At 35.2% G+C, this 19,562-nt stretch carries 17 protein-coding genes and 1 pseudogene; 4 read left to right on the forward strand and 14 right to left on the reverse strand.

Features of this window, described 5'->3' with window-relative positions; genetic code table 11:
- Positions 1-2: 2 nt before the first annotated feature.
- Positions 3-569, reverse strand: a pseudogene (locus tag KGI01_RS03250) (substrate-binding domain-containing protein); the annotation flags it as partial.
- A gap of 18 nt (positions 570-587) precedes the next feature.
- Positions 588-842 carry a LysR family transcriptional regulator gene (locus tag KGI01_RS14015; protein WP_255314716.1) on the reverse strand — a complete coding sequence of 85 codons (255 nt, stop codon included), beginning with the start codon at positions 840-842 and terminating at the stop codon, positions 588-590.
- Between the two features lie 121 nt (positions 843-963).
- Here KGI01_RS14015 and KGI01_RS03255 point away from each other — a divergent pair, with 121 nt between their 5' ends.
- The 4 genes from KGI01_RS03255 (at position 964) to KGI01_RS03270 (ending at position 4,326) form a co-directional block, all read left to right on the forward strand.
- Positions 964-1,434: a class I SAM-dependent methyltransferase gene (locus KGI01_RS03255; protein WP_170214710.1), complete on the forward strand. Its 471-nt coding sequence runs from the start codon at positions 964-966 to the stop codon at positions 1,432-1,434.
- A gap of 227 nt (positions 1,435-1,661) precedes the next feature.
- Entirely contained in the window at positions 1,662-1,922 is a 261-nt protein-coding gene (locus tag KGI01_RS03260; RefSeq protein ID WP_141273233.1) for a YkgJ family cysteine cluster protein, read from the forward strand.
- Between the two features lie 31 nt (positions 1,923-1,953).
- The gene (locus tag KGI01_RS03265) at positions 1,954-3,273 is read left to right on the forward strand and encodes a hypothetical protein (protein WP_141273235.1); all 1,320 of its coding nucleotides are present in this window, start codon (positions 1,954-1,956) and stop codon (positions 3,271-3,273) included.
- A 27-nt stretch (positions 3,274-3,300) separates the two neighbouring features.
- On the forward strand, positions 3,301-4,326 hold the full coding sequence (locus KGI01_RS03270) for a hypothetical protein (protein ID WP_141273237.1): 1,026 nt from the start codon (positions 3,301-3,303) through the stop codon (positions 4,324-4,326).
- 540 nt (positions 4,327-4,866) lie between these two features.
- Here KGI01_RS03270 and KGI01_RS03275 read toward each other — a convergent pair.
- The 12 genes from KGI01_RS03275 to KGI01_RS03325 form a co-directional block, all read right to left on the reverse strand.
- Positions 4,867-5,181, reverse strand: a complete 315-nt coding sequence (locus tag KGI01_RS03275) for a hypothetical protein (protein WP_141273239.1) — start codon at positions 5,179-5,181, stop codon at positions 4,867-4,869.
- A gap of 189 nt (positions 5,182-5,370) precedes the next feature.
- A complete protein-coding gene (locus KGI01_RS03280; protein ID WP_141273241.1) occupies positions 5,371-6,495 on the reverse strand; it encodes a hypothetical protein in 1,125 nt (374 codons plus the stop codon).
- Between the two features lie 4 nt (positions 6,496-6,499).
- Complete coding sequence (locus KGI01_RS03285; protein WP_141273244.1) at positions 6,500-7,528, reverse strand: hypothetical protein; 1,029 nt, start codon at positions 7,526-7,528, stop codon at positions 6,500-6,502.
- Between the two features lie 270 nt (positions 7,529-7,798).
- Positions 7,799-8,638, reverse strand: coding sequence for a GIY-YIG nuclease family protein (locus KGI01_RS03290; RefSeq protein ID WP_141273246.1), 840 nt, complete (start codon positions 8,636-8,638; stop codon positions 7,799-7,801).
- 182 nt (positions 8,639-8,820) lie between these two features.
- Complete coding sequence (locus tag KGI01_RS03295; RefSeq protein WP_170214711.1) at positions 8,821-10,065, reverse strand: TIGR02679 family protein; 1,245 nt, start codon at positions 10,063-10,065, stop codon at positions 8,821-8,823.
- Positions 10,058-14,092, reverse strand: a complete 4,035-nt coding sequence (locus KGI01_RS03300) for a TIGR02680 family protein (protein ID WP_141273250.1) — start codon at positions 14,090-14,092, stop codon at positions 10,058-10,060. Before KGI01_RS03300 ends, KGI01_RS03295 begins: the two co-directional genes overlap by 8 nt.
- A complete protein-coding gene (locus KGI01_RS03305; RefSeq protein ID WP_141273252.1) occupies positions 14,089-15,237 on the reverse strand; it encodes a TIGR02678 family protein in 1,149 nt (382 codons plus the stop codon). Before KGI01_RS03305 ends, KGI01_RS03300 begins: the two co-directional genes overlap by 4 nt.
- On the reverse strand, positions 15,230-16,711 hold the full coding sequence (locus KGI01_RS03310; protein WP_141273255.1) for a TIGR02677 family protein: 1,482 nt from the start codon (positions 16,709-16,711) through the stop codon (positions 15,230-15,232). Before KGI01_RS03310 ends, KGI01_RS03305 begins: the two co-directional genes overlap by 8 nt.
- 145 nt (positions 16,712-16,856) lie before the next feature.
- The gene (locus KGI01_RS03315; RefSeq protein WP_141273258.1) at positions 16,857-17,522 is read right to left on the reverse strand and encodes a hypothetical protein; all 666 of its coding nucleotides are present in this window, start codon (positions 17,520-17,522) and stop codon (positions 16,857-16,859) included.
- A 302-nt stretch (positions 17,523-17,824) separates the two neighbouring features.
- Positions 17,825-18,592, reverse strand: coding sequence for a hypothetical protein (locus KGI01_RS03320; RefSeq protein ID WP_255314717.1), 768 nt, complete (start codon positions 18,590-18,592; stop codon positions 17,825-17,827).
- A 22-nt stretch (positions 18,593-18,614) separates the two neighbouring features.
- Positions 18,615-18,740, reverse strand: coding sequence for a hypothetical protein (locus KGI01_RS14020; RefSeq protein WP_255314718.1), 126 nt, complete (start codon positions 18,738-18,740; stop codon positions 18,615-18,617).
- 88 nt (positions 18,741-18,828) lie between these two features.
- The gene (locus KGI01_RS03325; protein ID WP_141273260.1) at positions 18,829-19,551 is read right to left on the reverse strand and encodes a M48 family metallopeptidase; all 723 of its coding nucleotides are present in this window, start codon (positions 19,549-19,551) and stop codon (positions 18,829-18,831) included.
- Positions 19,552-19,562: the final 11 nt, after the last annotated feature.

Raw genomic sequence — 19,562 nt, forward strand, 5'->3', positions numbered from 1 at the left:
TTTCATCCTTCCGTTAAAAACTGAATAAACTTCTCTACTTCCACTGTGCGTACTTTGGTTAAAAGATAGGTCGTCGAAATCGGTGGTGAGATGGCTTGTGCTGGGATTGTCATGACTTCGTTCATTTCTTGAATCATTGAATACGGTAAATAGGCACTGCCAAGCCCTGCTTCAATGAATCGTTTTGTTACTTCAATTTGATTCACTGGCATCGTTCGAACAAGTGGATACGCGTGCTTTAGTTGCTGCAAAAATACATCGCTACAATGAGGGTGGTTATGCGTCATAATACGGTCTGTTTGCATAACTCGCTCCTCATCCCAAGTCCCTTGTCTTTTCTTCGACGTTAAAAGCATTGGTTCTTCATGTATATGAAGTGCTTCAATGCTCGGTTGAATCGGTAGAATACGTGCTAATCCAAGATCCGCTCGCCCTGAACTCACCTCTTGCCCCACGTCATAAGAGGAGACAATATTCGTTATGACCTCAATCGTTGGATTTTCAGCCATAAACTGCGCCAACCATGTCGGTAATAGTGATGCCGCAATTTGAGGTGCAACTGCGATAACGAGCTTCTGTTCATATCCCTATTTCCATGATTCAAAAGCTTCCATACCTGCTTCATATTCAGCGAGTAAATCATTCGCAAATGTATAAAATCTCTTCCCTGCTGCTGTTAATGTGACGCGATTACTCGTGCGATGAAATAACGTTGTATGAATGACTTCTTCTAAACGCTGAATATGTTTCGTCACAGCAGGCTGTGTTAAAAATAATTGCTCCGATGCTTGCCTAAAATTTTTCGCTGTTACAACAAATGTTTGTATCCATTTAATTTGCATAGAAACCCCTCTTTACGATAACGAATCATTATACTAAAACGCTATTTTCTTGAATGTTCTTCGGTATATTTTTCCATTATACTCAAATGAATCACAGCGAATCAATAAGGAGATGGAAAAGATGACCAAACAAGATTACTGGAATGCGACGCGTTATGATACGCAACACGCCTTCGTTTCACACTACGGAAAAGATATTTTGTCACTATTACAACCACAGCAAGGCGAGACCATTATAGATGTTGGATGCGGTACAGGCGACTTAGCGCATGAACTTTCAAAACAAGGTGTTCATGTGATTGGCATTGATGCTTCACCAAATATGATTGCCACCGCAAAAGAAAAGTACCCACACATTCCATTCTATGTACAAAGCGCAACACAACTAACAGGCTTTTCAAATGTAGATGCAGTCTTTTCAAACGCGACACTACATTGGGTGAAAGAGCCACTCACTGCTCTACAAAGTATGTACGCCATTTTAAAATCAGGTGGAAGATTCGTCGCTGAATTCGGCGGCGCGCACAATGTCGAAACGATTACACATGCCATCATTGATGAAATCAGACATAAGGAGGAGGTTTTTACATAAGACTTTAAGACTATTTTGATCATTTTTTATTATATCAAAAGTATTGACACTAGTTAAATAAGGCTTATAATTTAATATATAAAAGAAAATATATTGAATTTAAGATATTTATATACATATATACCTTATTAATTACCTAAAACTATAGTTTTAGTAATTAATAGACCTACTTTCATATATTCTTTTGTAACAATTCAATTCATTATGCAAAATTATAGGAGAAAAATATGGATCATTTTTTTTGCGATCAATGTGGTTTATGTTGTCAAAACCTTCATTTATCTGATCAATATTCAGATTTAGATTCTGGAGATGGGACTTGTATGCACTTTGATCGCCAAAGTAAACTTTGCAAAATTTATGAAACAAGGCCTGAAAAATGCCAAGTTGATCATATGTATTCACTATTTTTCTCGTACATGACAAAAGATGAATACTATCAACTAAATTATGAAGCATGCCAACTTTTAAAAAATCAAGCTAAGTAATATTCGTCTATAAGACAGAAAGGACGGCACTATGACACAGACTTCCATAACTGCAGAGTCTAAGCTGAGAAAAAGTCAGGAAAGCCAACAACTTTTCCAACAAGATCATACCTGTGATAAGTACGATTATCTTATTTCAGTAGCATGTGGTGCAATTGGTGGCTTGATTGATATTTTCCTTGTTGGAGCTCCTGGGAAAAGCGTATTAGGTAAATGGACAGACCAACAGACAGATCAAGCTGTAAAAAAATTCGCAAAAATGGTGGGCTGGAAACCGAGAGATTCACAAAAGGATAATGTAGCCAGTGCGATTGGTTTTCTTGAAAAGAAATATCGCGTAAATTACGATCAGCGACATACAAAAGATGTAGATGATTTATTTAATATGTCTGCAAAAAATCACCATATGAAGTCTTTATCTCATGCACCAGATATTGTAGGTTTATTTTTCTCACTTTTAAATCAATTTACTTCTACCTCGTCATTTATGGCAGACGGTAAAATTATCACGATTAAAACAGAAACTTTTGAATTACAGGGTGGTAATTTTATCGCCAAACTATTTTGCGGTATTGCGAATTGGTTTGGTCATATTATGTCAGATATTGCTGGTAGCTCCGGTACACGTGGTAACAGCGGGCGTGGAACGGGTGTAGTAATGCCTTTTTACGAACTATTTCAATTTTGTACGTTTGGTAAATTTAATGTAGGTAAAGACAAACAAGATTTAGCTACTATTGCGACTCGTGCTTTTCAAGAAGGTTATGATTTTAGATTTGGTTTAGCAACTGCTATTCCAGTCATTATTACTGATCTAACGATTCGATTAATTTGGTCTTTAAGACGATATTTTCAATTTCAAAAACCTTTAAAAGAATGCATTCCAACTAAAAAGCACGCTGATTTACGCGTCATGTTGCTATGTGGGTATGGCACACTTTGTGTAATGGATGGCATGGATGCTGGAATTCGTTCAGGTGGTAACTTTTTAAATTTCTTTATGCGTCTTAATTTAATTGCATGGTTCAGATTTGTCACACTCGTTTTCAAAGAGGTCTTTATTCGTATCGGTATTGCTGATCCTTTACAAAAACAGATTGAAGCGTATAAAAAAATAAATGAAGCTTTATTGGTTTATTTACATGAGCTTGAACAAATTGATTTAGTTCAGTTTAAAAAAGAGACATCCGAGTATCAACAAGTAATCACATTATTTTCTACAGTTAAGACTGAAGAAGATTTAAATGTTGCTTTATTAAATACTTTCGAACGAATGGGTTATAACAAGCCCTGGGAGAATGATTTTGATTCACATATGTCAAACAAAAATGCAACTTTGACATTTGATTAAAAACTATATTTCACGGAGGAATTAATTATGCCGTTACCAATTATTTTAGGTGTAGGAGCTGCGGTAGCAGGTTTAGTAGGTGTAGGAAGCGGCGTTCGCGGAGCTGCTAAAATGAAAGAAGCAAATGATACAATGAGCGAAGCAAAAGAGCGTCATGATCAAAATATGGCTGCATTTGAACAAATAAATACAGATACGACGAAAAAAATGGACGAACTGGGTAATCTAGAATTACAAATTTTAAAAGGTTTTGATACTTTCTCTGATACAATCGAAAAAATTCAAAACCGTCCACAATTCAAAGAATATAATAAAGAAGGTATTACATTACCAACTTACGATAAAGAAGTATTAAAAAGTGTTTCTGTAGGTGCTGGCGTTCTTTTAGGAGGACTAGGTGGAGCTACACTTGGTACAGCTGGTGGATTTGCGGCTGCTGGCGCCACTACTTCTGCTGTAATGGCATTAGGTACTGCATCAACTGGAACAGCAATTGCTTCGCTAAGTGGCGTAGCAGCAACAAATGCTACACTCGCAGCTCTAGGTGGCGGTGCTATTGCTGCTGGTGGTGGCGGTATTGCTCTTGGCACAACGATTCTGGGTGCAGCCACACTAGGTGTTGGTTTACTAGTAGGAGGAGCAATATTTAGTGTAACAGGTGGTAAATTGTCTGATAAGGCAGATGAAGCTTTTGCACAAATGGAAAAAGCAGAAGCATCTATTATAGAAATTTGTAATTATTTAAATGAACTAAAGTTAGTAGCTAATCAATATATTCAATCCCTTACAACTGTACAAGAAAAGTATACACATGCATTTAATTATATTTCATATGTAGTAAATGGCCTACACAAAACAGATTGGAATGACTTCACCGAAGACGAAAAACTAGCAACACAAAACGCAGTTCTTCTAGTCGGTTTACTCTACAAAATGTGTAAAGTCAGTCTTGTTCAAAAATCAGATACTGAAGATCATATGAACGCTGTAAACTATGAAGATGTATCAACTGCTATTAGTGAATCAGAAGAAGTTTTAGCTAATTTAAATTAATTAATAATTAAATCCCCCTACTTCCAATTGGAAAGGGGGATTCTTTCGTTTTATAATGTTTTATAAGATTATTAATAAAGGGGGCTCTATAAATGAATTATGGTTGGAAAGGTACATTTGAAGAATTTTTACAGCTTTCTGAAAGTGTGTTTGTACAAACATTAACCACTATGAAAGCTATAGAAAAATATATTTTAGAACTAAAAGAATAACTAATATATAGAACTACAATTAAAATTGGCACTGACTGCCTTTTTTGGACAGTAAGAAAATACCTTCTAAAAACTTAGTCAACAGTAATTTAACGGCGAATAGTTGTTTATCTACTATTCCCTTATATGATTTATTTCCAAAAGTAATTACAAAAGCTTTTTCCTCTAATTGATGAATTTTTTGTATATCTTTCAACGATATCTTATCTTTACCGTAGTGATGAATAAGCTTTAATTGCTTTTTAACATAACTTATACTCACATATGTATAACCTTTCGGATGATCTAAAAAACCATGTATTTTTACATATGGACACTCCAATTTAATTTATTTTAATTGGGTTTCAAAATATAATTTTCTAATCTCTTCTATGTCTAAACGAAAATTTAAATTTAAATCCCCGCTAGAACTTTTTAAAATTATTTTATTTATCGAGCCTTCATAATCGAATGCTTCAATTTTGAGAAGAATGTCATCTTTAATGAAATAACTCTTTATTGTCTTAGTAGGTGCAAATATCCCACCTGAGTCTTCAGCTATAATATAATCATGAAAAACATCTATTTTATGACTACCAATTTTTGAACCGTTTTTTATAATTTCCGAGCCTGTTTTACTAAAAAAGCAATACCATTTACTCACTTCTCTCTATATAAAATCTACTTATTCTATAAATTACTCCTACATTACATTTAAAACTCAACTTTTTCATTCAACTTCAAAGAATCTTTCGTTAATTGGTAAGCGTGTTTTTGACGAATAAGCATACATTCTTTATACGCTTATTCATGGACTCTTTTTATCCAAATCTTTCGACCTAGTTTAAATAATTTATATCCGGCATTTAAATGTAGGGTCTGGTAGGAGTGCATCCATGACTACGCCACCTAGCATATCAAAGCTTAATTCTAAGCCAAGTCCAATAGCTGAAAATACCGCAAATTCAGCAAGAGCTGTGACCATTTGATTTTTAGCGTTTCTAAAAGCTTGCTCATTGTTTACGCCTTTAAATAATGCAGTTACATAACTAAGTGCAGCTGTTGCTAGTTGAACACTTAATAAAGAACCATTTATTTCAATCATACTGGAAAAGAATTCATCGACTACGCCTACTGATAGATCATCGAATACCCAATCTAATACGGATCCTGTTGAGTAAGATAATGCGCCTATTCCTGAGCTAGTAAGCGTTGAAAATATAGCCGTCTTGGCTAGTACTTTTTTCTTCTCATTCCAAGGAAGTTCGCTATTTTGTAATTGATAATATGTAACTAACTGTTTGATTGTAATCCCCAGTAAAGCTGTTGGAGCTATAGATACTAAACCTACTTCGAAGAATCCAGGTACGATTTGACTTTCGTTATATGAAAGTGTTTCTGCAAGACGATCTTCATTCGACATTTTCACATCTAAGTATTCATCTTGTGTAGGATTTTTATAGCTTCCTCCGTGTAAATACTCCAGATGAGCAGAATCAGTTGCTAAAATAATATTATCTGAATCACCTGCCAGCTCTATGTTTGTAGCGTTCTCATGGACTGTCTCAATATGATGTCCTTGTATTCCCTCTACAGGATAAGCTTGTCCAGGTTGCCATTCTCGAATAGCTTCTAACTCATCATTTGTAAAAGATACTAAATTTCCTTCATCGTCAACATATTGTAGAATCTCGGAAGGTGCATTAACATCTTCACTTGCAAAAAAATGCATCATTTCCCACTCATTTTCAACACCCTGAGACCGTGCATAGTCGATGGAATTCGTATCAATTTCTTGTGATAATTGTAGTTCTTCAAATCTTTTCGTGACATCTTCTTCGTAATGTAAATACTCTAATTCTTTTGGTTCAACCCAAAGTTCATCCACTAACCAACTTGTCCCCACAGTTGTGACACTGAGTACGGGTGTAATTGCTGAGTGATACAAATGATTATATTCTGGTCTGATTAATTTCATAACATTACATCTCTTTAGTAGGAGCCTTTAAAATTCGCTCAGTCATTTCCGGTTTGATATTTGCATCTAATTTTGAAAAAATTTCAGAATATATATTTTGATAATAGATTTGCGTAGGTTGCGTCAAATACTGTAGTTTCCAACCGCCCAGTTCTTTTATAACCTCGCGTAATGTTCCTCCTGTTTTAACAGTCGATTCATTATCCTTAAAGTACTCGTGTGCTCGTTTAAATGCTTCTACAGCTTTTAGATTATAGGTTTGAATCTTTTCTTCGGATGGCTTCTCCATGATCTCTGCTGCTAATTTCTTAGTGATCATTTGATATTGTTGAAGTAAATATGGGTATTTCTTCAATGCATCTTTGTTAATGGACTCATCTAACTTTTCAATTCCCTCCATATTTTCCTTACTATTTAAAACAAATTGATTTAATTTATTTACTTGAGCCTGTAAGTTTCGTTCTTGATTCAGATTAAATTCTTCCATAAATTCATGACCTAATCGGATTGTTTCGTCTTTTACTTGTTGCGCAAAACTAGCATCCTCTGCTCGGCAATGATCAAAGAAAATACGGCTTGTATGATTCATTTTTTCAATAATTGTTGGCTTTGCACGATCTGTTGCATTTTTTAATGTATCTTTCAATAATTCCATATATTCTTCAAAAAAATCTCGATGATCTGGAAATTTATTTAACGCTGACTCTAAATATTGTAATTTTGTACGTTGATTGCGCTGATTTTCAATTAATTGCTTCCATTCATTTTGGCGTAATTGATCGTATGTTAAGTATGTATGTAAATCATCCTTTAACTGCTGACTGATTGTTTCCTTCGTTTCTGTTAACTGTTGATTCATATGTTGTATGAATTCCTGTGATAACTTATCAAATTGATGTGGTGTTGTTAACTCCAGCTGCTCCATTCTTTGAACTAGTTCCATAAATAATACTCGGTCTTTTTTGTTTTGTAACAATAATAAAATCAATAAGATTAAACTCACGGTTACAATAATACACGTTGTTAGTAACATGATGACACTCCTTCTAGGTGATATATTATACCTAGTTCTATTGTCTTATAAAATGGATTATTTATCAATTTAAAATATACACAATTTATAGCTTTTTTATCCATTTTTTTCTTGTTTACTAACTAAAAAAACGAACTCTACATCAAATGTAAAGTTCATTCTACCTAAGCTATCGTTCAATATCTACATTAAAGAGTGGCATGAGCTTACCAATCGTATAGTCCTCTAAATAAAAGTGATTCACGACATATTCTAAAACTTTTTCAACTATTAAACTAAATCTTTTAAACTTTTTTTATATTTGTTTTTCCACTCTGTTAGTCCATTAGCACTTCGTCCCATGACAAAATCAGCAGCCGCAGATGGACTTGAAAATAATAAATCTTCTTGTACAATGAATTCGCCCTGAATTTCTTTAACTTTTTCTGATTGAATAAGCTCATTTCGTTTCAGAATGGCTCGTTCACCATAAGATTTCACGTAACTATCTGCAATTTTAGAATTAACTAAAACAACAAACCCTTCTTGTGTTTGAATACCTCTAGCTTGGGCTCCACGCGCACCCTCGATATAAAATAATTCATCTTCATTAAGTTCAATTTGTTCTTTTATATCCTCAAATAGCTTATGACCTAAAATATTTACTAGCATCGTTAAATTGCTAATATATTCGTCCATTTCTGCGCGATCAGCTTCAGAGATAGATGGAATAGGTGGAATATTACCATTCATTACGACATAACGCTTGGCTGCCTTCGCTTTCTCATATAACTTATTTTCAATATATTTAATATGTGCTTTATTAAAATTTTCATCCTTACTAATAAATACAATTACTTCGTTCCAAAAATCCTTTTCACGTAAATGGTCTTGCAAACGCTTATAGACATCTTCTGCTTCACCAATATATACAGCATCTTTATCTTCTTCATTCTGACCAAATAACATATACACACCTGTAGAGCTTAAATTAGGTCGATCTGAGCATTTTTTCACTTCTGTACGTGGGATACGGTAGGCCAACCCTGTCCAATTCGAAAGTTCACACGTTAAACGCCCACTTGAATCACCATCAATTAAAAACATTTTAATCGTTTTACCAAAAACCATTTCTTCACCTCTATGTATTGATTTACTTATATCATTTTACCTTATTTATACTTTAATAGAGATAATTAGTTTAAATTATAGTGGTGGTTTTTGTTATTAATAATTTTATAAATCCCTATATTTTTCATTCATATTTATCTTTCCCTCCACAAAAACAAGCCTACTCATCTAGTCGAGTAAGCTTATTTTCCATTCCTCTGTATATCTTCAATCAAAAGGTCGATCCATGCTTCTTGGTATGCGACTTTTTTATTTTGGTGCATTTGTTCGACAACGTTTGGCAGTATGGTGATTGACTTTAGCTTTGCTAGGCGATCATCGGATAATGTTTCACTCATAGCATTTTGATAGCATTGCACATCCATTCGCCAAAGATTCACGCGAGAACCATAACGTTTTAGAATATTTTGTGCGATGTGTAAACCTTCAGGGTCTAAATCTCCCGCATAATAAATCGCTACATCTGAATCAAGTAAATCTAATAGGCGCCAACCAGCCATGCGTACTTGACCATGTGTACAAATAATCGGTGCTTCTGGATTTATGTCCATTAACGTAGAGGCGACACTCGAATTTTCTACTATATATACACTCTTATTAGAGAGTGGTTGTACGCGTGTAATATTTAATAACTCACGCATCGGCATATTGAGTGCACTTTTGGTTTGGTTAGCTGCTTCCCATACTTTATGAATCGATTCATGAGTATAACCGACCAAACCTTGTACAGTAACAAAATTCCATAAATCGTCTTGCACAATTTTTAGTGTAGCTAGTAAATCTACACGTTCTTCTGTATTTTTTGGATATGCTATGTGTTGCTTATTTAAACTAAAAGCAGCATGAACTAACAGTTTTCCGAGTACTGTATTTGTATCAAATGCATGTGGATTTCCAGTCGCTTTTTGAGAAAAAAGGGGCAATCGCATAAATTGATTATAAATAAGATGTTGTTCCAATGCTTTTGCCACAATCTCTAGATCTCGTAAAATAGTGGCTTGTTGTTGCCAAATAAAACGACTATCGGATTCGCGTTTTAGAATCTGTTGTAACCATGCTGGATAGTTGGTTAGGATACTTTCTAGTTGTTGCACAAAATTTTTATTTACATTTTCTTGTTCCAGCATTTTTTGTATTTTCGTTTCCAGTTGTTCATTCAAAATGGCTTCAATCAATTCTTTTAGCGTCATATGAGAAAACGCAGATGTCATAAGCTGTTCTTCGAATTGTTGTAATGTTACTTTGCCTTTACGCTCGAGTTGAATCGCAGAAACGCCTAAAAATCCAGCGATTTCTGCAATCTCCTCTGCGCTAAAATCTTTTAAGGATACAGTTCCACGCATTCTACCAAGTGAATAATATTTTTTCTTAAAGTGTTCAAATAACTTCAAAAAAGCTGTATTTTGAAAGGCATCTAATTTATTCAATAAGCACACGTTCCTTACCATTCCATCGATAATTCAGTACCGTGACATAATCTGCATTTTTCGGACGCACTAATTCTGCAATTGCAAGACTCGGAACAGTATCACAATCTCCCCAAATCGCTTGCGAGTTCATAATATAATTAAAGCCAAGTTGTTCAACGACTTCAAACATATCTCGAATATTTTGATCATCTACACCCGCAAAAGCTTCATCTAACGAAATGATGTATGGAGCCATCGCATCTGCTTCTTTATAGCGTGAATAAGCTGCTGTAAAGAGTGGAATATACATCGCCATTGCTTTTTCACCACCACTAAATTTATAAAAAGCATTATTAGTTAACTCTTTTTTCGATTCATGTTGGCGTGTATAGTACAGTACAAATGAAAACCATTTACGATAATCTAATACTTCTTTTAACACTTGGCGTAACGTGTTTCCTTCGTTTCGTAAACCAATCGACTCTTTTGCACTTTCAATACGCGAACGAAAATGCTTAGTAATCTTTTGTAAATCTTCTTCACTTAAGAAACTACTTTTACGCTGTAATAATTGAACAAGTTCTTTCGTATCCAGTTCTGCTTCTGATTCTGCTGTACGCGGTTTCCAACTAACTGAAAAAATTAATCCAGATGAGTTATCACGCTCAGCCATTATTTTGTCCATCTGTTTCACCCATTGCTCTGCTCTAGAAATGCGCTGTCGTAAAATCGTCCCTACCGAATTAACGATAATATCTTCATACAACTCTCGGTCCTGTGCATCTAAATAATGCCGACTTTCTTCAAGCTCTGCTGCAAGAACCGCATCAATTCGATATGGACTTACACGCTGACCGCGATAATCTAGCTCTACTATGCGTCGACCACGTAATTGTTTAAATGCCTCTAAGCGATCGTCCACCACATCTTCAAGTTGTGGAAGTAAAGCTGTTTCTTTTAAATAACTATTCACATTATATTCCGTCAATGCATGCATTTCTTCATTCTGCACACGTGATAAATATTCTTGTAATTTCACTCGGTCTTGCTGCATGTTATATTGTTTTACAATATCTCGTGGTTCCTTACTCTCAAGTTGAATAAAGCCTAAATCAAGTTCTTCTTGCAATGCTCGTTTCCATTGCTCGACTAATAAGATTGAAAACTCTTCGTCCTGCTGTAATTGTTGAAGTACATCTTGAATTTTTTCTTGCTTTGCTTCTTGTTTTGGTATGTCTGTACGTAGATCATTATCACGTTTTTCTAATTCACGTAGTTCCTGCTGCACTTTAGCAATCCGTTGTTGAATCGCCTCTGCTCCCTCCAACTCAAGTTGCTGTTCTTGTGATGTAATTTCAGCTATGATTTGATCTTGTTCAGTTTGTATATCGATTATGTCACTATGAAATTCATCAATCTCTAATTCAATTTCCTCAAGGTTTTCTTTTATGTGTACTAAATCACTTTGTACATTTGATTTTTCCATAAGTACACGCTCTAAGTCATTCAATTCTTCTAAATAATCGTCCATATATTGAATAGCTTCATTTACTGCTTCTGTCGTTTGTACAAGATTTATTTTTTCTTTTTCCGTATAGAGTTGCTGACGGAGTGTTTTTAATTCCAAATGAACAGCTTGCCATTGGTCATCAATCTTTTTTTGCTCCTGTTGTTTAATCTTTTGTGTTTCACGTCGATTTCGTATTTCCACATCAATATCATATACGGTTTTGTCACTCGGTATAGTTGCCTCAAAGCTTCGTGTGTCACGTAGCTGTTGTTCAATCTCATTATATTTTTGGCGTTCACTTTGCAACTGCTCTTCTATTTCACGCATCGTTTGTTGTACAAGCTCCATTTGTTCTAACTGATATCGTTTACGCGAAGTACGTCCGATAAATTTTGACGGTCCTTGTTTAGGTGCATGTCCCGTAATAATACCTAAACGATAAAAACCTTTTTCATCAATAGTGAACACACTTTCTGTTTCATCAATTGGTATGCTTCGCAGTATATCATCTACTAATGCGCTTGAGATCTCTTGACCTTCAACATCTGATTGTAAAAAATCTGCCAACGTATGCCCAAGTAAGCTTGGATTTGCAACTAAAAATGAATCTTCTTCTACATTAAAAGTCTCTGGTGAGATTAAGCTATCTAAAATACCTGTGGAAGCTAGCGCTGCTTCAATGCGCGCTTTTTGTTCATCTGTTACATGCTCTTGAAACTCGACAGCCGCATAAAAAGGGAGGTACGGAATTTGTTGTTCCGTTAATTGTTGACGAAAAGCGACTGTACCTGGCATTCTACTTGGATCTGCGAATTCTTCTGATTGTAACTTTTCGAGAACTTGTTGCTGTTCTATAAGAGCGTGTTGTAACTGCTTTTGCTTCTCTTTATTTACTTGTAGCTTAACCTCAAATTGTGCGCGTAATCCATTTATTCCTGTAATCAAAATATTCGTCACATCATGATAAGAAGACTGATTATATAACTGTTCAAGCATTAACGAGATCTGTTGTTCCTGTTCGGAAGAGAACGCAATTTGATTATATGTTTTCATCCACATGAAAATAGCTGTTTTTAGTTTTTGTAATTCCTCTGAATACCAGTGACTTGCTTGCTCTATATCTTTTTCTAATAAATCAATTTCTTGTAATAGATTAGAGGACTGGATTTGAAGCTGCTTATCTTTCTCTTGCAAATGATTTAAAGCAGCAATTTGTTTTTCAAGTTGACGTAGCTGTTCTTTATGTTCTTTCACTTCTCGTTTCCAAAACTTAAAATCTGCTGACTGTCTTTCTAAACTATTTATATTTAAAGTATGTTGTGCAAAATCTGCTTCTTCTGCTAACGACTGCATGTTAAGGGTGATTTCTTTTTGCTTACTCTTAGTTGATTCCAGCGTATATTCTTTTTGCTTTTGTGTTTCTAGTTGCTGAATTCTTTTCATTTCTTTTGCATCTTTTTTTACACTTAATTGATTTAGCCTGTTTTTAAGTGTCGTTAGTTGTTCTTTATTTTCATGTAGTTTTTTAGTGATCGTCCAGATCTCATGTCTTGATAACGATTGTTCTTCATTTTTGTATACAGCGAGATTTGTTTTTATTTGCCTATATTCTTGCTGAAGCTGTTCAATGGATTGTTTGATTTGTTCTTGTTCCTTCAAGTTCGTATTCTTCTCATTACGGATTGTCGCTAATCGTTCCTCTGCTTGTAAGACACGTTCTGCTCGCTCAACTAGAATATACGTATTGTACGCATCATAACGCTTCACAATTTTTTTATTTGCTTCATATTCAATGGTTAATTGCTCTAATTGTTGTTCCGTTTGATCCATACTTTCAATCGTATCCGATAAATGGCGCAATTCATCATCTGTAATAGGTGGAAGGGCTGATTCTAAAATTTCGTATAGTACGGTTGGTTTAAAATCTTTGGAGAGCTTAGGCGCGCGTAGTTGAATTAATAGTTTAACTAAGTCTTCATATGCCTCCATAGTTTCAAAACCAAATACATATTTATTTACAAGTGCCGCATATTCTTTTTGTGAATTCGTAACCATACCACCAGTGCCAATGCGGTTCGTTAGTTCCTTTTGAGAAAATGGAATTATTTCATTCAAGCTGCGATGAGCCAGCTCTAGGTCAATACCAATTCGGCGATTGTCGGTGATGACAAAATACCAAGACTTCAAATCTTTATGACGACGTGCCTGCATACCAATACCTGTCGTTATGTACTGCTCTGTTCCAGCCATTTTATATTCTAAAAATAAATAGCCTGTACGCTCGTCACGACCCGAAATTTCTTCTTCCCCTAACAAATAGTCACTCATTTTTCTCGCTTTAGAGCCAAATGGATCTAATCGATCGGGTGATTTTTTACCATCTAATAATACGGGAATAAAACTCTGCATCGTAACTGATTTTCCTGAACCGTTTGTACCTCGAAGTAGTAACTTCCCATTTGCAAATTCAAAAATTTCATCATCGTAATACCAAAAACTGAGTAGACCTGCTCGATTCATTTGCCACTTCGTCATACTTCACCCTCCTTTTGATAGTCTGCTGGATATGAACCACTTAAAACGCCTAATAGCGGATGGATGTGTATAAAACCTTGCTCAACTGTCGCCATCTGCCAGTAAACGAGTTCTGTTACAACATCTTGTCGGACTGCCGCAACCGACTTTTCACGGTAAAGTTTTGCCCACCCTTCACCTAATTCATTTTTTAATTCTTGTATAATTGTATTTAATTGTCCGTCCGTTAAGATTATATCTCCATTCTCTTGTGGAGGATAATGCGCTACATTTTTGTGTAAATAACTCGAAAGCTGAAGTAAAATATCGGTTACCGACTTAGTGTTTGGAAAGAGTTCATAATAATTTTTCGGCTCTGTAACGGATAAAAAAGCTGCATTTTTAAATACATGCAATTTAAAATCACTATGTTTTTCAATATCATCACTCATTCGATTACGGAAGTTTCGAATATATAAAAAGTCTGGGTCCTGCCCTTCCTGACGATACATGACAGGTGACGTAAATAATTGACGGTACACTCTTTTTCGACGCTCATCTTCATTTGTTAGTGAGTGTTCTAGGTGTAGCAGTTCTTCAGCACTTGAAAACATCGTAAATTCATCTGGATGTACACGCATAAAATAACGACTATAGATTGTCACTTCATATAATACTTCTTGTTCCTCATGATGATCAAAACGCTTTACATCTCCATCAATTGTTTCGATTAGATGTAGTTCTACTAATGTTTGTATTGCGCGAATCAGTGATTTCCTATGTTGAAATAATGTCCAGTCCAGCTCTTCTTCTTCGTAACTAAGCGCGCGAATTTCTTCACAAAGTTCTGATAATAAAAATTGTTCTTCAATTCCCTTACTCTCTATAAATGCTAGTGCATAACAAAAAATCATATAGTCCATCGGCGCTTGAAAACTTTGAATGCCCATCCAGCTTTCAGGTTTAATCGGTATTTTTTCAAGCTTAATGAAGTGTTGACGAACATGTAACTGAAGTCCTAACTTTTCGGACACATACCGCTGTATCACTTTTTGACGTTCACGAATTTGCTGATACATCTTCGGCTCTTCTTTACGCAATACCCAAAAATGATGTAATAAATAATCTAAACTTTGTACAGCCTTCTCATCAAATAATTCATCCATTTCGCCCCTCCTCTCTCAATTCAAATAACACATCATTCATATGAAGATCGCCATCAAGTGCATGCAAGATTATTTTTTCTTCCAGTGGCTTTATATGTAGCAGCATACCCGACTCAGTCGTTACAAATCCCTCTTTATTAGCGCGTGCTTTTGACATCCATGTTAATAGAAGTTTTCGCATAAAAGGTTCTACTACATCAAGCTTTGATAATTGTACAGAACCATTTTCAAAATATTTTTTGACCGCTTTCTCTTGGTGATACCGCTCTTTTAAATATTGTTCACGCTGTTCTCGCTTTTTCTCTGTCTGCAAAGGTACACCCGTTGCTTTTGTTTTTTCACGATAGCGATTGGTTCGCGGCTTAATAATCACTTTTTCAGGCGCATGATCCCATGTATCACTATACAAGTCATCCGTTGTATGTTTTTTCAACTGCACATGCTTCACTTGCATAGCACCAAAAACAATTGCAGAAATTTTATGCGCTTCTTCCAACGTTTCACACTTCGCAAACCATTTAGCCAAATGAACATAATCATTTCGGCGACTTTTAAAATGATGTTGACGCTCTCCTAAACGCTGCACATAGCGCGTAATACGCCGAATCATCTCATTCGTTTGCCACTGAAGAACTTCTAACTCACTTTTTTGACCATCTACATCTAAAAACCATCGTTGAATGGAGTGATACGTTTCTGTATATCGCTCCAAAAGCTGCTCATCTGAAACACCTACCTCTTCAAGTCTCGGAATAGACTTCTCTTTCTCGACAAGCTTTTGAAAAAAAGGAAGTAACGAGCGCTTCGTATGACGCTCTAGAAGTTCTTTAATTTGTGCGGATGTTTTTTGCAGAGACACAATGAAATCCCGCAAATAATTTGTGAATTGTGCTTTATACACTAAAAAAGCCTCTGACTGCATACGTTGATCTGTCTTTTCACTATTTATATAAGCAATATAATCTGCCGTACTTGTACGAATCGTTTTAAAAGACCTTAGAATATCTTCCCACACGTGCATACTTCGATCTGCATTATCTGATTGTTGATCCAACTTTTGTAAAGCATCTAGTAAGCGCTCAAATTGAGACGGTTCAAGCGAGCCTTTGAATCGATCATCTACGATATTTTCAAGTTCAATCAGCATACGTTCAATTTGAATCGTATAAGGTGTTGGATAATATTTAAAACGTTTCTTTTTATATTCCTCGATTGTCCGCGCATTCGTCATATCTTGTCGCGCCGATAAATTATTCCATTCCACGAGCTTAGCTAAATTTTGATGCAACACATCTTCATCATAGTCTTCAAACTGTGGAAAAGACCGCACATGCTGCAACACTTCTTCTGGCGTTAAATAATCGCGCATACGCTCATGTTGTTCATAAAAGAATCGCAAAATCGTACGATATTGTGCAGCTGAAGGAGCTGTTAAATACGCTGTTTCCACCACTTGCTTCATTGTAGAATCCATTGCCTACCTCCTCTTTTTTATCTCTCTATATAAATTAGTAATAATTGAATATCCTATGTAAAATAATAACAGAAAAATTAAATAGTATCTCTTAAATGTCGTTATGCAATAAAAAACAAACTATACAATATATGTAAAGTTCGTTCTACCTAACCTGTCGTTCAATATCCACATTAAATAACGGCATGAGCTTACCAATTGCATAATCTTCTAGATAAAAGCGATTCACAACATGTTCCACACCGTGTAAAGGAATGTAGCTAAAGCCTACATGGTTCACGATGATATCGGCAGTATTCGCATGCGATTGAAATAACCGTTCCATCCCTCTACGCAATTGATCAGACGTCGTTTTCCCTGTATATTTTGCTTGATGAATTTGTAGATGTAGCGCCATTCGCTTCAAAATACGATCCGCACTTTTCCCAACATACAATGGAATATGCCCTTGATATTTTGTGAGCCACGCGTCCGTCCACTCAATCTCCACTGAATGATACGCATCTGGTTCATCTTCACCTACTACCTTCTTGCCCTTCACCGAATAAGTCCGTGTACAATCTGGCGCAAAGAGTGGTTGAAGACGCTCTGGAGAATCATTCAACCACCAAAAGACATAGATGCCCCCATGGTCAAGAATTTCAAGTGAAGGTATGTCCATCACCATTTTAAACTTCCAACCTGAAGGATAATTTTTGTGCAGCTCACCATTTTTATTCTTCACTTCGAGTAAAAGGTTTGTGATGGGCTGTGGTTCTGTTGCACGCAGCTCAGTATATAATTGTTCGAGGTTTTCGGTTAGTGATGGCATGGGGGACCTCCAGAAAATTGTTTAGATTGTATATTAATAACTGTATAAACTACATTTCTATGTAGCATTCGAGATATTTTTTCATTGTAAAATAAAAGGAATTATATTTATAAATAATATCTATCAACTTTAAATTAATAGTCGAAGGAAAATAAAAATTGTATTTTTCAATAAAACTCCCTATTGAAAAGGAATTCAGTGCTGCTATGTCTAGATACAAAAATAATCGCTAAGTACAAAAAAATTATAATCAAGTCTTGGGCACACTAATTTTACTTTGTCTCAAACTCGAAGAATTTTTACTAAGCCAAAATGCTATTTATTTTTCCTTTCCAATCATCTCTATGAATTAAGCGCCATTCATGCAAATTATTTTTCACTATAAAGGCTTTACTCATTTGTGAGATAGTTTTCCAATCTCCCTTAATTATATAAGTTGCGTTCCCAAGAGTTGCATTTTCAAAGACGAATATCCCTTTCTTTTTAAATCCAAATATATAATAACCCGCAAGTCCATTCGCGCCCACAGCCTCAAAGTCGGGCTTATAACTTGCGATGGTATCCAACCTACCCCATATAACGGGTTGCTTACCTTTTTTACAGTTTTCAACATATTGTCTTAAACATTCTCGACGTTCACCCCAAGCTGTACCGTCGCTATCCAATATAATCCAATTTAATTTTTCAACCTTTTTAGGTTTACGATAAGTTTCTAAATTCTCATAGTAAATTTCACAACAACCTACTAATTCTAATAAAATGTTTACTCCAAGAATAGCATCGTCTAAATTCTCTTCTTTTGAAAATGTTTGAGCTATCATCAAAAATAAACCTTCACCGTTGCTTTCAATAGCTAACTCTAAACTTGGACCTGGAATTAATTCTTTTTGGTAAACTTCACGGCACACATCTACATAATCTGTTACTTCTTCTGTTTGATTACGACCTCTGAATTCTCTTCGTGTTGTATACATTGAAAAATATATCGGTACTTTAGGAAGGTCTTTACGCGCGAATTCTTTACCTTCAATATTAAACTTTGTAAATCTCCTCTTTTTAGGCGGTAGCATGACTTGTCCTTCTTCAAGTTTCTCAAATCCGATTTTTTTTAATTTTTTCTATATTTTCTTCTTCAATTTGGATTCCTAATCGGAACTCAGTAATGCTTTCATCTAAAAACTTATTTAATGATCTAATGTATTTTTTTTCTTGTATCATTTGCAACATCTCCTTTTATAATAAAAAGACAGCTCTAATAAACTTAGAAACTGTCTTTCGTACTTATTCTGGATGTCTGTTCATGATGTTATAGTTCGCGCACAATTTCTTCATCTAATATCTTCTTACGCTTCTCCCAATCTGGCATTAGTGTAAATAGCATATTGTAAAAGTTTTCACTGTGATTGTTGTACTTAAAGTGTATTAATTCGTGCAATATTACATAGTCAATGCAGTATTTCGGCGCCTTGATAAGCTCTGTATTAATTAAAATCGTATTGTTGTCAATTTGAGCTGATCCCCAGCGCGCTTTCATGACGCGGATTTCGAGTTCTGGCTTTTCAACGCCATACTTCCCGATTAATGCCGACATCTTATTTAACGATTCTTCAAATACTTTGTATGCCTTTTCCTTATACCATGCATCTACAAGTTTCGCTTTTTTAGAACGGTTCAATGGATTTTGGACGTGTACATATATAAAACCTCTAAAATATTTGACCGATTCCTCTGCTGATTGTTCGACGCGCAGGCGGTATTGTTTTCCTAAATATTTGAAAGACTCTCCACTGACATATTCGCGTTCGCTTTGTTTATGCGGAAGTACGTCTTCAAATTGCTTTACGTTTTTCAAAACCCAAGAGCCTTTGCTTTTCACAAAGTCATATATAAAACTTAATGGTACTTTTTCATTTGCTGACACTACGATACGCATGTCAGGCTTAATATTTAAATTGACGTTTTTAACGTCTTTTCTCTCAATCCAAAAATCAATAGGCTGATTGCCGAAATGAATTTGGTGCTTTTCCATATTACTCACTA

This window comes from Kurthia gibsonii, from assembly GCF_006539985.1.
In the GTDB taxonomy this organism is placed as follows: domain Bacteria; phylum Bacillota; class Bacilli; order Bacillales_A; family Planococcaceae; genus Kurthia; species Kurthia gibsonii.